We start from the raw sequence: 15,165 nt of genomic DNA, 5'->3' as shown, positions 1-15,165 counted from the left end.
GCAAACCGAACGGAACCCTATGCCCCACCGCTTCGCCTTGAACCAGCACGACCCGCTCCGCCCGCGACGAACGCGCCCGAGCGGTACGGCGATCGCGGCCGCCGCAGTGGCTGTGCTGATCGGCGTCGGGGGCATGACACCGGCAGTCGCCGAAGAGGCCGCACCGCTCGATGCGACCACGACGGCCGAGGCGACGAGCACGACGTCCGAGACGACGACGACCGACGATGCGCCCGACGCGACCTCGACCGACGCCACGTCCACCGATGCGACGTCCACCGACGCGACCGCGGGCGAAGAGCCGGTCGACGGCGGCACGACCGGCGACACCGGCGCGACGAGCGGAACGGGCACGACCACCGAGGGCGACGGCACGACCGACCCGACGCCGACGCCGACCGAAGAGCCGACGCCCACCGAGACGCCGACACCCACCGAGACGCCGACGCCGACCCCCACTCCCACGCCGACTCCGACGCCGACCCCGACCCCGACCACGACTCCCACGCCGACCGACGACCCGACGCCGACGCCCACCGAGACGCCGAAGCCCACGCCGACCGACGACCCGACGCCCACCGAGACGCCGACGGCCACGTCATCGCCGACCACGCCGGCGACCGCGCCGCGCGCTCCCGTCGTGCTCATCGGCGACGGGCCGTTCGCCCGCATCGCGAGCACCGGCAGCGTCGACTCCAACGTCGGCCCGCTGCTCCAGGCCCGCGCGAAGCTCGACCGCGCGATCGCGGCGCTGCGCGACGCCCAGGCCGAGCTCGACGCCGCCCGCTCGACCCGCGAGGTGGCGCGCGGCATCGCCGAGCGCATGCAGACGCTCGCCGAGCAGGCGCGCACGAAGGCCGACTCCGCTGCGGCCTCGTACGTCGCCGCGGCGAAGGGCGGCGACGCCTCCCTGAACTCCATGGTCGCCGCGTTCGGCTCGGGCCGTGACCTGCTCGCCGGACTCGGCGGTGTCGCCCGCGTCACCGAGATCGCCGGCGACACCGACCAGCTGCTGAAGATCACCGCCGAGCTCGACGCCGAGGCCGAGGCCGCACAGCAGCGGGCCGACGACGCGTGGGCCGACGTCGAGGCGATCGACGTCGAAGCAGCGGAGCGCAAGGTCGACAAGGCCGAGGGCGCCGTCACCGCCGCGCGGGCCGCACTCTCGGGCCTGAAGACGCGCGTCGCCTCGGCGAGCGTGGCCTTCATCGAGACGCTGCCGACCGACTCGGGCCAGCTGAGCGACCAGGGCTGGTCGATGCCGGTCACGGGTCGCATCACCGACGGCTTCGGCCCGCGCCCCGACAAGCCGCTGCCGGGGGTCAACGACTTCCACCGCGGCACCGACCTGGCCACCGGTTGCCGCACACCCGTGTACGCGGCGACGGGCGGCACCGTCGTCGACGCCCGCCGCAACGGCTCCTACGGCAACTGGATCCTCATCGACCACGGTTCGGGCATCTCGACCGGCTACGCGCACCTGATCGACGGCGGCATCCTCGTGAAGCCCGGCGAGAAGGTCGAGGCGGGCGAGCTCATCGGCGCAGTCGGCTCGACCGGCGCGTCGACCGGATGCCACCTGCACTACGAGGTGCGCATCGACGGCAGCGCGGTCGACGCCGTGCCGTTCATGGCCGCACGCGGCATCGACCTGCGCTGAGCCCGGTGCCCGTCGCGCGGTCGACGGGTCTCCCTCAGGTGATGAGCCCCGCGCGACGCGCCGCGGCCACGGCCTCGGCCCGAGTGGTGACGCCGAGCTTCCGGTGGATCGACTTCACATGGCTGCGCACGGTGTTGGTCGACACGAACAGCTCCGATCCGATCTCGGCCGCGCTCAGTGGGCTCGGAAGCAGGGTCAGCACCTCGAGCTCCCGACGGCTCAGGGCTTCGCGCTCGCGCGCGGCGCCGCGGCGGGCGCTCGAGCGCTCTCGCAATTGCGCGATGCGTGCCGGCAGGGCGCCGGGGTCGGCGAGTCCGACGCACAGCTCTTCCGCCCGGTTGAGCGACACCGCCGCCTCGGCGCTGCGGCCGAGCGCGAGCTCCGCGCGCGCGAGCTCGAGGAGCAGGTGCGGCACGACGAGCACCGAGTCGCCCTGCTGGCGTGCGGTCTCGAGTGCGTCGACGGCGATCGCCCGCCCGCCGATCGCGTCGCCCGATTCGGTGCGATGCCTGGCGAGCGCCTGCTCGGCCGGCAGGTAGACGGGGTCGGGGCCGATCTTGAACGCGACCCTGGCCTGCACGACCCGCTCCACCTGCGCCGCGGCCCCTGCGCGATCGCCGAGCTCGAGAAGGCAGAGCGCGCGGTAGGCGGGGACGAACAGCCGCAGCGGGCGAGCGAGCGGCCCGACGCGTTCGACGTCGTCGAGCAACTCGAGCGCCTCGACGCACCGCCCGTCGAGATAGCGCATCGACGCCGTCCGCATCGCGACCAGCGGCATGAGCGGGCTCGAGGCGTCGTACGCGGCGAGGAATCGCTCGCCCGCGCGCCGGGCCGCACCGACGTCGCCGAAGCACGCCATCGAGTGCACGAAGTCCTCGACGTCGTCCCAGTTGCGGAAGCCCTCGACCGGCCTGCCGACGGCAGCGAGCCGGCCGCGCGCGAGCGCGCGGTCCCGCCGAGCGGCATCGCCGGCGGTCGACGTCGCCCAAGCCTCGTAGAAGGCGAGACGGGGGTCGCGGTCGAGCGCCGAGTCGGGGATGCGGTCGAGCCAGCTGAGCCCGAGCGACTGCCGTGGCACGATCGTGGTGCTGCGCACGTTCGCGAGAATGTCGGCGATGGTGTCGTAGTCGTCGGCGCCGAGCAGATGGTGGATGGTCGCGGCGAGGTCGTGCTCGCGCTCGAAGACGGCGAACGCCCGGCGATGCAGCTCTCGGCGCAGGGCCGGATCCTCGCGCTCGAGCTCGGCGGCGAGGCGCTCGCGCACGAGATGGTGCAGGCGCCACCAGCGGCCCTCGTCGTCGAGCGTCGCGACGAGTCCGGTGCGGGCGGCGACCTCCATGGCGAGCGGCCAGGCTCGTTCGTCGCGGACGACCTCGCGCACGGTCGCGGCGTCGAAGCGTTCGAAGACCGCGAGGCAGCGCAACAGGGCGTGATCGTCGGGCGAGCCCCCTGAGAGTCCCTCGCGCACGAGGGCGTCGAGTCCCCCGGCTCCGGGGCGCTGCGCCCCGATGGCGGCGAGCGGCACACCTCTCGCGAGGGCCGAGCCCACGAGCGAGACGGCCGCGGGCCAGCCGGCAGTCGCCTCCTCGACGCCTGCCAACTCGACCGCGGAGAGTTCGAGCCCGTACGAGTCGCGCAGCACCCCCGCGATGTTCTGCTCGTCGAGGCGCAGGTCATCGACACCCAGCTCGACCGCTCGGCCTCGAGCACGGAATCGATCGAAGGCGGGCAGTGCGAGCGGGATGCGCGTCGTCACGACCGTCGTGAGGTTCTCGGGAGCGCGGGCGAGGAACCAGTCCAGGCTCGCGACCGCGTCCTCTCGCGTGAGCAGATGGGCGTCGTCGAGCACGAGAACCCAGTCGTCATCCGACGCGGCGAAGGCGTCCAGTAGGGGCACGATCGCGCGCGCCCGCGCTCCGCCGGCCCCGGATGCCTCGGGGAGGGGTCCATCGCGGAGCCCGGCCTCAGCGGCCGAGGCCGCGATGGCCGTCCAGAGCCCGGCGGGATCATCGTCGTCCTCGTCGAGGCTCACCCAGATGTGCCGCGCCGGTTGAGCACCCGCACGGGCGTCGCGGCGGCCGGTCGCGTCGATCCACTGAGCCGCAGCGGTCGTCTTGCCGTACCCGGCGGGCGCGCGCACCACCACTGCCGCGGGGCGCTCATCGCCGCGCCCGTCGAACAGGTCGGTCCTCACGATCGCCTGCGTCCCGGGGGTCGGCGGGCGGAACTTCGTGGCCGGGAACATCGCCTCACATTCTGACGCACAGATTCACCCAGGTGAATTCTGGGACACCGCCTCACGCCGTTCGCCGCCGGGCCCTCTCGATCCAATACCTTCTGTTCATGACTTCCACCGAGCCGGCACCGGCCCTCCGCGTTCGTCCTCGAGTCTGGATCGGCCTCGCGATCTGGCTCGGCTACGCCATCCTCGTCTTCGTCGTGCAGCAGTTGAGCGGAATTCCGTACACCGACTTCGGCCGCGACGGCGGCACGCTCTTCCTCGGTGCCGGGCTCTCGCTCATCATCGGCGCGATCCTGCTCGCGATCACGGCGAGCCTGCTCGGATGGTGGCGGCCCGCGCTGTTCGACCGCAAGCACAGCGCCCGCTGGCCGATCTTCGTGCCGGCGATCATGGCGGTCGCGCTCGTCATCAACCTCGCGAGCACCGACTGGGGCTCGTACGACGTCGGCTTCTTCGCCGCGTCGATCGTGCTCATGCTCGTCGGCTTCACCGAGGAGATGGCGACCCGCGGCCTGCTGCTCGTGGGCCTGCGGAGTCGTCTCGCCGAGGGCTGGGTGTGGTTCATCAGCTCGGCCGCGTTCGCGCTGATGCATTTCACGAATGCGCTCTCGGGCCAGGACCTCGGACTCACCACGACGCAGGTGGGCATGGCCTTCCTCGGCGGCACGGTGTTCTACATCCTGCGCCGCACGACCGGCACCCTGATCTGGGCGATGGTGCTGCACGGTCTCTGGGACTTCTCGACCTTCGCCGTCGGGCACGGCACCCCGGGCCCGCTCGCAGCCCTCGGCGGCACCGTCAACCTGATCGCCGGCGTGCTCGGCCTCATCGTCGTCGCGTTCGTGATCCGCGGCGCCGACGAGCGCACCGACGTGCCGCGGCTCGCGCCGAACGCTGCGAGCCTCGCATGAGCGCCGCCGACACGACCCGGTCGCCGTGGCGGCGGTTCTGGGAGCGCGGAGGCTGGTGGCGATCGCTGCTCGCCGTCGTCGTCTACTACGCGCTCTACCAGGGCGGTTCGTTGCTGTTCGGCCCGCTGCTCGTCGGCATCGACGATCCCGCGATGAGGGTCTTCGTCGGCACCGCGCTGCCGATCGCGCTCGGCGGCGTGATCCTCGTCGTGTTCGCGCTGTCGCTCGGCTGGTTGCGCGAGCTGTTCGGCCCGCAGCCGATCCGCGGGCGCGGCTGGATGTGGATCGCGGTCGTGGTCGTGCTGCTCTTCAACGTGCTGCGCTTCACGTCCGTCGACTACGCGGAGGCGGGCGCCGGCATGGTGATGGCCTGGCTCGTCGCCGGCCTGTTCGTCGGATTCGCCGAGGAGACCCTCACGCGCGGCTTCGTGGTCGACCTCATGCGCAAGGGCGGCTACCGCGAGATCTCGGTGGCGCTCGTCTCCGCGGCACTGTTCGCCCTGCTGCACTCGGGCAACCTGCTCACGGGCCAGGCGCTCGTCCCGACCCTGCTGCAGTTGGTCTACACCTTCGCCTTCGGCATCTGCATGTACCTCGCCCTGCGCGTCACGGGCAACCTGATCTGGCCGATCCTGCTGCACGCGACGACCGACCCGTCGATCTTCCTGCAGACGCTGTACCCGGCCGACGGCGCGCTCACCGTGTTCGCGGCGCAGGGCAACATCGCCGTCATCCTCACGGGCCTCGTGCTGCTGATCTTCATCCGCGGCAAGGTCGGCGAGAACGCGGCCGGCACGGGCCTCGTCGAGCCGGGCACCGCCCTCCCCGGGCGATAGGCACCGGGGATGCCGCGACCGCGGTCGCGGCATCCAGAGCACCCGAACAGCCCCCGAAGCCGATGCGGCCCGGGGGCTGTTCTCATCCCGCACGCCGGCCCCCGCCGACGGCGAGGCCTTCACGCCGTCGCGAGCGCCTCGGTCGGTGAGAGGCGCGAGGCGCGGATCGCCGGGTAGAGCCCCGCGACCACGCCGACGACGACCGTCGCGAGCAGTCCACCCGCGGTGGCCTGGATCGGCACGAGCGTCGGCCACCCCTGCACGAGCGAGTACACGGTCGTCGCGACCACGCCCGCGATCACCCCGACGGCTCCCCCGACGAGCGCGAGCAGCAGCGACTCGGTGAGGAACTGGGCGCGGATGTGCCCACGGGTCGCGCCGAGCGACCGGCGCAGGCCGATCTCGCCGCGACGCTCGAGCACCGAGATCACCATCGTGTTCGCGACGCCGACCCCGCCGACGAGCAGCGCCACCGCGCCGAGCCCGACCAGCAGACCCGTGAACGCCTGGTCGGCCGCGGCGCGTGCGGCGAGCGCGTCCGACGGGCGCGACACCTGCACCTCGTTCGGGCTCGTCGGGTTCGCGGTCGCGGCGAGCACGCCCCGCACGGCGTCGACGGCGTCCTCGTCGGTGCGCACCGTGACGGCCGTCGGGTGTCCGTCGAAACCGAGCAGCGACTCGGCGACCGGCCAGCCGATGAGCGCGGCGGTGTCGAGCTCGGTGGCGAGCGGCACCGGCGCGAGGATGCCCGCGACCGTGAACCACTCGCCGCCGATGCGCACCCGCACGTCGGGTCCGGCGCGGTCGATGCCGAGCAGCTCGGCCGCGGTCGCGCCCAGCACGACGACGGGATACCGCTCGGTCGCCGCGTTGAGCCAGCTGCCGTCGGCGAGCGCGGCGCCGACGGTCTCGGGCATGTCGAGGTCGACCGCGTAGGTCGCGATGCCGCCCGACTCGTTCGGGTCGATGAACTCGTTGCGGTAGACCTTGGCGTCGACGGCGCCGAGCGCCGAGACGTCGGTGACCGGCCCGATGCGCTCGATCATCGCCGGCGCCTCGTCGGGCAGGGTCGCCTGCTCGCCGAAGAGGTCGTTGCCTGGTGCGACGGCGAGCAGGTTCGTGCCGAGCCGGTCGAGCTGTCGTTCGAGCTCGGCCCGGCTCGAACTCGAGATGCCGACGACGGCGATCATCGCGGCGATGCCCATCGCGATGCCGAGCGCCGAGAGCACGACGCGCAGGGGGCGGGCGCGAAGGCCGGCCCCGCCGACGCGCAGCACGTCGGTCGCCCGCAGGCGCGCGGGTGCGGGCAGGGTCTCGAGCCGCGCCGCCGACTCGGGTGACGCGGATGCCTCGGGCAGGTCGGGTTCCGCCGTCGACGGGGGCGTCTCGACCGACCCGGATGCCTCGCCGGCACGCCGCCCGCTCACGACCGCACCTCCCCGTCGCGCAGGGCGATACGGCGCCGCGCCCGCGCGGCGATGTCGTGGTCGTGCGTGATCACGACGACGGTCGTGCCGTCGCGATGGAGTCCCTCGAGCAGGCCCATCACCTCGCCGCCGGAGACCGAGTCGAGGTTGCCGGTCGGCTCGTCGGCGAGCACGAGGCCGGGCCGCCCGGCGATCGCACGGGCGACGGCCACGCGCTGACGCTCGCCGCCCGACAGCTCGTGCGGGCGGTGCCGCAGCCGGTGCCCGAGGCCGACCCGTTCGAGTGCCTCGCCGGCGAGCTGCCGTCGCCGCGCGCCCGCGACACCCTGGTAGAGCAGGCCCTCGGCGACGTTGTCGATCGCCGGCACGCCGGCCGCGAGGTGGAACTGCTGGAACACGAAGCCGATGCGCTTGGCCCGCAGACCCGACAACTGCCGGTCGGAGAGCCCCGCGGTGTCGTGTCCGTCGACCCGCACGACCCCGATCGACGGGCGGTCGAGCGTGCCGATGAGCTGCAGCAGGGTCGACTTGCCCGACCCCGAGGGGCCGACGATGGCGGCGAACTCACCCTCGTCGATCGAGAGGCTCGCGTCATGCAGGGCCGTCACGCCGTCGTACGACTTGCCGACGCCCTCGAGCTCGACGATCGCGGTCACGACGCGACCACCACCACGTCGCCCTCGGCGAGCTCCTCGCCCGAGACCTCGACCCGGCCGTCGGCGAAGAGCCCGGTCTCGACGCCGACGAGCTCGGAGTCGTCGCCGCGCACGACCTCGACCGCGTAGCCGCCCTCGGCGAGCGCGAGCAACGCCGTCACGGGCACGCTCAGCACGCCCTCGCGGGTCTCGGCCGTGAACGACACCTCTGCGGTCGAGCCGCCGGCGGCGCTCACGGCGCCGGGGTCGTCGGGGGTCGCGGTCACCCGCAGCACCGTCGTGTCGCCGTTGCCCATCGGCGGGTCCTCGCCGGGGATCACGACGGTCTCGACCGCCGTCACCGTAGCCGGGAAGGTCGTGCCGTCGGGGAGGGCGACCTCGACGGCCGCGCCGACGACGGCATACGAGGCATCCGTCTCATCGAGGTCGACCTGCACGACCCGTTCGGTGCTCGCGGTCGTGAGCACCTCGCCGCCGGCACGGTCGCCGACCGCGGCGGCGACCGACGTGACCTGCACCGGTCCGCCCGCGAAGTGGACCCGTGCGGGGTCGACCGTGCCCGTCTCGTCGACGCCGAGCGCCTCCTGCCAGTGCTCGACGGCCGAGGCGGTCGCCCACGTGTAGTCGTCGTCGACGTCGAACCCCGTGTAGCCGAGCGCGGCGAGGTTCTCCTCGAACTGGCGCACGTCGGCGCCCGTGGTACCGGGGGCGAGCACGCGATAGGCGGGCATCGTGCCGACGAGCAGCACGACGGGCGCATCGTCGATCCGGTAGAGCTGCGCGCCGCGGTCGATGACCGCACCGGCCGCGGGGAGCCAGGTGAGCGTGCCGCCGTCGGCGCGCAGCGTCGTCTCGTCGGCGTTCGCGAGCTCGCCCGACTCGGTCGTCGTCGCGACGAGGTCGCCCCGCTCGACCTCGGCGGTCTCGGGTGCGGACGGTGCCGGCGTGCCGGCGGCCGGCGCGAAGCCGAATCCGTTCGCGGCCGCGGCGGTCACCCCGATGCCGGCGACGGCGAGCACGCCGAGTCCGATCCAGCCGAGGCGTGCGCGCGCGCTCATGCGTCGCCTCCCTCGGAGGTGCTCGGCCCGCCGTCTTCGCCCTTCGGCTTCGGCATGAGGTCGCTGCACGTCTCCTGCGCCTCGCGGAACTCGTCGCTCTCGGGGTCGAATCCCATGTCCGAGTCGATCCGGATGCCGCCGTCTGCGCTGGGGTCGGGGAAGCCCTCGATGCCCTCGTCGCGCATGCACTCGGAGAACTCGCGCATCTGGGCGAGCTGCTCGGCGCTCGGCTTCGGCATCTCGCCGCCGTTCGGCATGAACTCCTTGCAGGCGTCCATCGCCGCGTCGACCTCGTCGGGGTCGGTGCCGTCGGGGATCGCGATGGCGAACCCGCCGTCGTCCTGGTCGGGGTCGGGCATATCGATGCCGTGCTCGCGCATGCACTCGGCGAACGCGACCGGGTCGCCGTCGCCGCCCTCGCCGGTGCCGTCACCCCCGTCGCCCCCGCCCGGCGGCGACGACTGCCGGGCCTGCGGGTCGCCGTCGAGCGAGGCGACGCCGTCGCCCGCCGCGGGCGTGCAGCCCGCGAGGGCGAGGGCCGTGAGCAGGGCGATGACGGCCGAGAGGGATGCCTCCCGCCGATGCGTTCGGAACATGTCGTGTCCTTCCGTTGAGGCGCGTCAGCGGTCGCTGCGCACGCAGGCCGCCTGGGCGGCGACGAAGTCGGGGGCGGTCGGGTCGAGTCCGCCCGGCGGGATGTCGATGACGCCCTCGGGGTTCGGGTCGGGGTACTCCTCGATGCCCTCGGCGCGCATGCACTCGGCGATCTCGCGGAGACGGGCGAGCCGCTCGGGATCCGTGTCGGGCGGAGCACCGCCGCCGGGCAGGAACCGGGCGCACGCGCCGAGCGCCTCGTCGACCTCGTCCATCGGCACGCCCTCGGGGTACTGGTACGTGAACGAGTTCCCCTCCTGCGTCGGCATGGCGATCGGCACGCCCTGTTCGGCCATGCAGTCGCGGAGGCCGCGCGGGTCGCCGTCGAGGTCGACGGCCGGCTCGGCGGTCGAGGATGCCGCGGTCGGAGCATCCCCGTCGGTGACCGACGCGACCGAGGGCGGCGCGTCAGCCGCGCACCCCGTCAGGAGCAGGGCGGTCACGGCGAGCACGCCGAGTACGGAGGAGCCCGACGTCGTGCGGCGGCTGGGGCGGGGCATCCTGGGTCCTTCCGTCGACGGGGCCGATCGGCCCGAGTCGTCCCAGCACATCGCAGGCGCCGTTTCGTGGTCGTGATCGTGCTCGCTAACGCCCCGGTAACGCGCCGAACGGCGACAATGGGCAGATGCGCATCCTGGTCGCGGAGGACGAGCCGCTGCTCGCCGACGCCGTCGCCGAGTGGCTGCGGAACGCCGCGCACGCCGTCGACGTGGTCGGCGACGGCGGCAGCGCGCTCGAGCGCGTCGACGTCAACGACTACGACCTCGTCGTGCTCGACCGCGACCTGCCGGTCGTGCACGGCGACGAGGTGTGCCGGCACATCGCAGCGGCCGAGATGCCGACGCGCGTGCTCATGCTCACGGCGGCCGGCACCGTCGACGACCGGGTGGCGGGCCTCGCGATGGGGGCCGACGACTACCTGCCGAAGCCGTTCGCGTTCGCGGAGCTCGGCGCCCGGGTCGAGGCGCTCGGCCGTCGCTCGCGCCCGGCGACGCCGCCCGTGCTCGAGCGCGCCGGCGTGCGGGTCGACACGCACCACCGCGAGGTCGTGTGCCACGGCCGATACGTGCCGCTGTCGAAGAAGGAGTTCGCGGTGCTCGTCGAGCTGCTGCGCGCCGACGGTGCGTTCGTCTCGGCCGAGCAGCTGCTCGAGAAGGCGTGGGACGAGAACATCGACCCGTTCACGGGCGTCGTGCGCATCACGATCCTGAAGCTGCGCCGCAAGCTCGACGACCCCTCGATCATCGAGACCGAGGCCGGCGTGGGGTACCGCATCCGATGAGGCGGTTCCGGCTCACCCTGCGCGCGCGGCTGACGGTCGTGTACGGGGCGCTGTTCCTCGTGGCCGGCATGGTCATGCTCGTGCTCACGTGGGCGCTCGTGCAGCAGCGCATCGTGGGCGACACGTCGATCGTGAGCACGTCGATCTGCTGCACCGCGCCCGGCGAGGCCGTGCCCTCGTTCGACCCCGCCGCGCCGTTGCCGCCCGGCGCTGCCGAAGACGGCTACCAGTACACGGTGAAGCTCGTGAGCGCCGCCCGCGACGAGGCGCTCGGCGCGCTCATCACGCAGGGCGCGATCGCCGTCGTCGTGGTCGGCGCGATCGCCGCCTGGATGGGCTGGCTCCTCGCGGGGCGCATGCTGCGCCCGCTGTCGACCATCACCGCGACGGCGAAGCGCATCGCCGACGCACCCGACGCCGACCGCCGCATGCACGAGCGCATCCACCTCACCGGCCCGCGCGACGAGGTCACTGAGCTCGCCGACACGTTCGACGGCATGCTCGCCCGCCTCGACACGTCGTTCGACGCGCAGCGCCGGTTCATCGCGAACGCCTCGCACGAGCTGCGCACGCCGCTCACGCTCAATCGCGCCCTCATCGAGGTCGCCGCCGAACGCCCCGACGCGTCGCCCGACCTGAGGCTGCTCGGCGAGACCCTGCTCGAGGTGAACGCCCGGCACGAGCGGCTCATCGACGGGCTGCTGCTGCTCGCCCGCTCCGAGCGCGAGCTCGGCGAACGCCGCTTCGTCGACCTCGCCGACGTCGCCGAGCACGTGGTCGACGAGACGCGGGCGCGTGCGGCGACCGCGACCGGCACCGGGAACGGCGCCACGACCGGCGGCGGCACCGCTCCCGCGTCTCCGACGATCGCGGTCGTCGCCGACGAGGCGCCGACCGCGGGCGACCCCGTGCTGCTCGAGCAGCTCGTGCGCAACCTCGTCGACAACGCCGTGCGGCACAACCTCGCGAGCGGCGGCTGGGTGCGAGTGGCCACGCGAACGGACGCCTCGGGCCGGGCACTGCTCGAGGTCGCCAACTCGGGTCGGGTGATCGCCCCCTACGAGCTCGACGCACTGTTCGAGCCGTTCCGCCGTCTCGACGGCGAGCGCACCGGCAGCGGGCCCGCCACCGGTGCCGGCCTCGGCCTCTCGATCGTGCGTGCGATCGTCGAGGCGCACGACGGCGAGGTCTCGCTCGCGGCCCGGCCCGAGGGCGGGCTCGTCGTGACGGTGCTGCTGCCCGGCGAGACCTACGCCACGACGGGCTAGTTCTGGGATCCCAGACGCCCGCCACGCGGCATCCGTTGTCGCGGTGCCGACCGTGCGCGACCATCGAATCATGACCGACGCAACGACCACCACGCGCACCGTCCGCGCGCCTCGCGGCACCGAGCTCTCCGCGAAGAGCTGGCAGACCGAGGCGCCGCTGCGCATGCTCATGAACAACCTCGACCCCGAGGTCGCCGAACACCCCGAAGACCTCGTCGTCTACGGCGGCACGGGCAAGGCCGCCCGCAACTGGGAGGCGTTCGACGCCATCACGAAGACCCTCGAGCGCCTCGAGGCCGACGAGACCCTGCTCGTGCAGTCGGGCAAGCCCGTCGGCGTCTTCCGCACCAACGTGTGGGCGCCCCGCGTGCTCATCGCCAACTCGAACCTCGTCGGCGACTGGGCGACCTGGCCCGAGTTCCGCCGCCTCGAGGCCGAGGGCCTCACGATGTACGGCCAGATGACCGCCGGCTCGTGGATCTACATCGGCTCGCAGGGCATCCTGCAGGGCACCTACGAGACCTTCGCCGCCGTGGGCGAGAAGCTCAAGCGCGAGGGCCGCGGCAGCGCGCTCGGCACGCAGCGCGAGGGCGAGGGCCCCCTGGCCGGCACGCTCACCCTCACGGGCGGCTGCGGCGGCATGGGCGGCGCCCAGCCCCTCGCCGTCACGCTCAACGACGGCGCCTGCCTCATCGTCGACGTCGACGAGACCCGCCTGCGCCGCCGCGCCGGCAAGCGCTACCTCGACGAGGTCGAGACCGATCTCGACACCGCGATCGCCAAGGTGCTCGCGGCCAAGGAGGAGCGTCGCGGCTGGTCGGTCGGCTACGTGGGCAACGCCGCCGAGGTGTTCCCCGAGATCCTCCGCCGCCACCGCGCCGGCGAGCTGACCGTCGACGTCGTGACCGACCAGACGAGCGCGCACGACCCGCTCGCCTACCTGCCCGAGGGCATCTCGGTCGACGAGTGGAAGCAGGCCGCGGCCGACGACCCCGAGGGCTTCACGAAGAAGGCCCAGAAGTCGATGGCGCACCACGTGCAGGCCATGGTCGAGTTCCAGGACGAGGGCGCCGAGGTGTTCGACTACGGCAACTCGATCCGCGACGAGGCGCGCAAGGGCGGCTACGACCGCGCGTTCGAGTTCCCGGGCTTCGTGCCGGCGTACATCCGCCCGCTGTTCTGCGAGGGTCTCGGGCCGTTCCGCTGGGTGGCGCTCTCGGGCGACCCCGAAGACATCCGCGTCACCGACGAGGCGATCAAGGAGCTCTTCCCCGAGAACGCCCACCTGCACAAGTGGCTCGACGCCGCGCAGGAGCGCGTGGAGTTCGAGGGCCTGCCCGCCCGCATCTGCTGGCTCGGCTACGGCGAGCGCCACAAGGCCGGCCTGCTCTTCAACCGGCTCGTCGCCGAGGGCAAGGTGAAGGCGCCGATCGTGATCGGCCGCGACCACCTCGACTCGGGCTCGGTCGCCTCGCCGTACCGCGAGACCGAGGCCATGAAGGACGGCTCCGACGCGATCGCCGACTGGCCCCTGCTCAACGCCCTCACCGCGGCGTCGTCGGGCGCGACCTGGGTGTCGATCCATCACGGCGGCGGCGTCGGCATCGGCCGCTCGATCCACGCGGGCCAGGTCTCGGTGGCCGACGGCACCGAGCTCGCCGCGGCGAAGCTCACGGCGCTGCTCACGAATGACCCGGGCATGGGCGTGATCCGTCACGTCGACGCGGGCTACGAGCGGGCGGTCGAGGTCGCGCGCGAGCGCGGCGTCGACGTGCCGATGCTCGACGACTGAGCGGGCGGGTCCTCCTCCCTCCCCGCTCCACATCGAGTGGGCGGAAATCGCCCGTCCTGACGCGATTCAGGGGCGATGGCCGCCCACTCGATGCATCATGAGACCGAATACGACGACCGAAAGGCGAACAGGATGCCTCGCGCCACCCTCATCACGAACATCGGCGAGCTCGTCACGAACGACGAGCAGCCCGGCCGCGAGGGCGGCCCGATCGGCATCGTGCGCGACGCGGCCGTGCTCGTCGAGGACGGCGTCGTGAAGTGGGTCGGCACCGCCGCCGAGGCCTCCGCGCACACGCCCGCCACGGGCGCCGAGATCGTCGACGCCGGCCACCGCGCGGTGATCCCCGGCTTCGTCGACAGCCACACGCACCTCGTGTTCGGCGGCGACCGCGCCGAGGAGTTCGCCGCGCGCATGGCGGGCCGCCGCTACGAGGCGGGCGGCATCCGCTCGACCGTCGCCGCCACCCGGGCCGCGACCGACGACGAGCTGCGGGCCCGCCTCGCGGGCTTCGTCGCCGAGCTGCACGCGCAGGGCACGACGACCTTCGAGATCAAGTCGGGCTACGGCCTGAGCGTCGCCGACGAGGAGCGCCTCGTGCGCCTCGCACGCGAGGTCACCGACGAGGTGACGTTCCTGGGTGCGCACGTCGTGCCGTTCGAGTTCCGCGAGGACCCGCGGTTCGAGGGCGACCCCGTCGCGGCGGGCGACGCGTACGTCGACGTCGTCATCGGCGAGATGCTCGAGGCGTGCGCCCCGCACTCCCGCTGGGTCGACGCGTTCTGCGAGCGCGGTGCGTTCTCGCCCGAGCAGTCGCGTCGCGTGCTCGAGGCCGGGCGCGACGCCGGACTCGGCATCCGCGTGCACGGCAACCAGCTCGGCGAGGGCGGCGGCGTCCGCCTCGCGGTCGAGCTCGGGGCCGCCTCGGTCGACCACTGCACGTTCCTGAGCGACGAGGATGTCGCGGCGCTGGCCGGCTCCGACACGGTCGCGACCCTCCTTCCGGGCGTCGAGTTCTCGACCCGGCAGCCCTACCCCGACGCCCGCCGGCTCATCGAGGCCGGCGTGACGGTCGCCCTCGCGAGCGACTGCAACCCCGGATCGTGCTTCACGAGCTCGCTGCCGTTCTGCATCGCGGTCGCGGTGCGCGACATGAACATGACCCCGGCCGAGGCGCTCTGGGCGTCGACCGCCGCGGGCGCGAAGGCGCTGCGCCGCACCGACGTCGGCGCGCTCCGCCCCGGCATGCGCGCCGACCTCGTCGAGCTCGACGCGCCGAGCCACCTGCACCTCGCCTACCGCCCCGGTGTGCCGCTCGTGCGCCGCGTCTGGTCGGCCGGCGCGCTGGTCGCCTGACGTACGGCCCGTGCGACGGGCGC

At 73.3% G+C, this 15,165-nt stretch carries 13 protein-coding genes; 7 read left to right on the top strand and 6 right to left on the bottom strand.

Annotated elements, in window-relative coordinates; translation table 11 throughout:
• The first annotated feature begins 133 nt into the window (after positions 1 to 133).
• Positions 134 to 1,660 carry a M23 family metallopeptidase gene (locus tag AC3RJ6_RS08290; protein WP_491426520.1) on the top strand — a complete coding sequence of 509 codons (1,527 nt, stop codon included), beginning with the start codon at positions 134 to 136 and terminating at the stop codon, positions 1,658 to 1,660.
• Positions 1,661 to 1,694: 34 nt separating this feature from the next.
• Here AC3RJ6_RS08290 and AC3RJ6_RS08285 read toward each other — a convergent pair whose 3' ends face one another.
• Positions 1,695 to 3,905, bottom strand: a complete 2,211-nt coding sequence (locus tag AC3RJ6_RS08285; RefSeq protein WP_491426519.1) for a winged helix-turn-helix domain-containing protein — start codon at positions 3,903 to 3,905, stop codon at positions 1,695 to 1,697.
• 98 nt (positions 3,906 to 4,003) lie between these two features.
• Between AC3RJ6_RS08285 and AC3RJ6_RS08280 the strand changes: the two genes are divergently transcribed.
• Both AC3RJ6_RS08280 and AC3RJ6_RS08275 read left to right on the top strand, forming a co-directional pair.
• Entirely contained in the window at positions 4,004 to 4,813 is an 810-nt protein-coding gene (locus AC3RJ6_RS08280) for a CPBP family intramembrane glutamic endopeptidase (protein ID WP_491426518.1), read from the top strand.
• Positions 4,810 to 5,649, top strand: a complete 840-nt coding sequence (locus AC3RJ6_RS08275; RefSeq protein WP_491426517.1) for a CPBP family intramembrane glutamic endopeptidase — start codon at positions 4,810 to 4,812, stop codon at positions 5,647 to 5,649. Before AC3RJ6_RS08280 ends, AC3RJ6_RS08275 begins: the two co-directional genes overlap by 4 nt.
• Positions 5,650 to 5,768: 119 nt before the next feature.
• Here AC3RJ6_RS08275 and AC3RJ6_RS08270 read toward each other — a convergent pair whose 3' ends face one another.
• From AC3RJ6_RS08270 to AC3RJ6_RS08250, 5 genes are read right to left on the bottom strand one after another with little or no spacing between them, the layout of a single operon-like run.
• Positions 5,769 to 7,076 carry an ABC transporter permease gene (locus AC3RJ6_RS08270; RefSeq protein WP_491426516.1) on the bottom strand — a complete coding sequence of 436 codons (1,308 nt, stop codon included), beginning with the start codon at positions 7,074 to 7,076 and terminating at the stop codon, positions 5,769 to 5,771.
• A complete protein-coding gene (locus AC3RJ6_RS08265) occupies positions 7,073 to 7,732 on the bottom strand; it encodes an ABC transporter ATP-binding protein (protein ID WP_491426514.1) in 660 nt (219 codons plus the stop codon). The genes AC3RJ6_RS08270 and AC3RJ6_RS08265 overlap by 4 nt, the downstream gene beginning before the upstream one ends.
• A complete protein-coding gene (locus AC3RJ6_RS08260) occupies positions 7,729 to 8,790 on the bottom strand; it encodes a peptidoglycan-binding protein (RefSeq protein ID WP_491426513.1) in 1,062 nt (353 codons plus the stop codon). The genes AC3RJ6_RS08265 and AC3RJ6_RS08260 overlap by 4 nt, the downstream gene beginning before the upstream one ends.
• Positions 8,787 to 9,386 (bottom strand): hypothetical protein, encoded by a 600-nt coding sequence (locus tag AC3RJ6_RS08255; protein WP_491426512.1) that lies wholly within the window; start codon positions 9,384 to 9,386, stop codon positions 8,787 to 8,789. The genes AC3RJ6_RS08260 and AC3RJ6_RS08255 overlap by 4 nt, the downstream gene beginning before the upstream one ends.
• Before the next feature lie 24 nt (positions 9,387 to 9,410).
• Complete coding sequence (locus AC3RJ6_RS08250; protein WP_491426511.1) at positions 9,411 to 9,944, bottom strand: hypothetical protein; 534 nt, start codon at positions 9,942 to 9,944, stop codon at positions 9,411 to 9,413.
• A 125-nt stretch (positions 9,945 to 10,069) separates the two neighbouring features.
• Here AC3RJ6_RS08250 and AC3RJ6_RS08245 point away from each other — a divergent pair, with 125 nt between their 5' ends.
• The 4 genes from AC3RJ6_RS08245 to hutI all read left to right on the top strand — a co-directional run bounded on the left by AC3RJ6_RS08245 (position 10,070) and on the right by hutI (position 15,142).
• Complete coding sequence (locus tag AC3RJ6_RS08245; RefSeq protein WP_491426510.1) at positions 10,070 to 10,726, top strand: response regulator transcription factor; 657 nt, start codon at positions 10,070 to 10,072, stop codon at positions 10,724 to 10,726.
• Positions 10,723 to 11,994, top strand: a complete 1,272-nt coding sequence (locus AC3RJ6_RS08240) for a sensor histidine kinase (protein ID WP_491426509.1) — start codon at positions 10,723 to 10,725, stop codon at positions 11,992 to 11,994. Before AC3RJ6_RS08245 ends, AC3RJ6_RS08240 begins: the two co-directional genes overlap by 4 nt.
• Positions 11,995 to 12,064: 70 nt before the next feature.
• Positions 12,065 to 13,786 carry a urocanate hydratase gene (hutU, locus tag AC3RJ6_RS08235; protein WP_491426508.1) on the top strand — a complete coding sequence of 574 codons (1,722 nt, stop codon included), beginning with the start codon at positions 12,065 to 12,067 and terminating at the stop codon, positions 13,784 to 13,786.
• A 132-nt stretch (positions 13,787 to 13,918) separates the two neighbouring features.
• Positions 13,919 to 15,142: an imidazolonepropionase gene (gene hutI / locus AC3RJ6_RS08230; RefSeq protein WP_491426506.1), complete on the top strand. Its 1,224-nt coding sequence runs from the start codon at positions 13,919 to 13,921 to the stop codon at positions 15,140 to 15,142.
• The last annotated feature ends 23 nt before the right edge of the window (positions 15,143 to 15,165 follow it).

The organism is Agromyces cucurbitae, from assembly GCF_058349945.1.
Note: the sequence above shows the minus strand (reverse complement) of the source record. Positions and strands in the feature narration are given on the sequence as shown.

Bases quoted from the DNA above. Each gene is read 5' to 3' on its own strand.
- AC3RJ6_RS08290 (WP_491426520.1), top strand. From the start codon at position 134: ATGACACCGGCAGTCGCCGAAGAGGCCGCACCGCTCGATGCGACCACG.
- AC3RJ6_RS08285 (WP_491426519.1), bottom strand. From the start codon at position 3,905: ATGTTCCCGGCCACGAAGTTCCGCCCGCCGACCCCCGGGACGCAGGCG.
- AC3RJ6_RS08280 (WP_491426518.1), top strand. From the start codon at position 4,004: ATGACTTCCACCGAGCCGGCACCGGCCCTCCGCGTTCGTCCTCGAGTC.
- AC3RJ6_RS08275 (WP_491426517.1), top strand. From the start codon at position 4,810: ATGAGCGCCGCCGACACGACCCGGTCGCCGTGGCGGCGGTTCTGGGAG.
- AC3RJ6_RS08260 (WP_491426513.1), bottom strand. From the start codon at position 8,790: ATGAGCGCGCGCGCACGCCTCGGCTGGATCGGACTCGGCGTGCTCGCC.
- AC3RJ6_RS08255 (WP_491426512.1), bottom strand. From the start codon at position 9,386: ATGTTCCGAACGCATCGGCGGGAGGCATCCCTCTCGGCCGTCATCGCC.
- AC3RJ6_RS08250 (WP_491426511.1), bottom strand. From the start codon at position 9,944: ATGCCCCGCCCCAGCCGCCGCACGACGTCGGGCTCCTCCGTACTCGGC.
- AC3RJ6_RS08245 (WP_491426510.1), top strand. From the start codon at position 10,070: ATGCGCATCCTGGTCGCGGAGGACGAGCCGCTGCTCGCCGACGCCGTC.
- AC3RJ6_RS08240 (WP_491426509.1), top strand. From the start codon at position 10,723: ATGAGGCGGTTCCGGCTCACCCTGCGCGCGCGGCTGACGGTCGTGTAC.
- hutU (WP_491426508.1), top strand. From the start codon at position 12,065: ATGACCGACGCAACGACCACCACGCGCACCGTCCGCGCGCCTCGCGGC.
- hutI (WP_491426506.1), top strand. From the start codon at position 13,919: ATGCCTCGCGCCACCCTCATCACGAACATCGGCGAGCTCGTCACGAAC.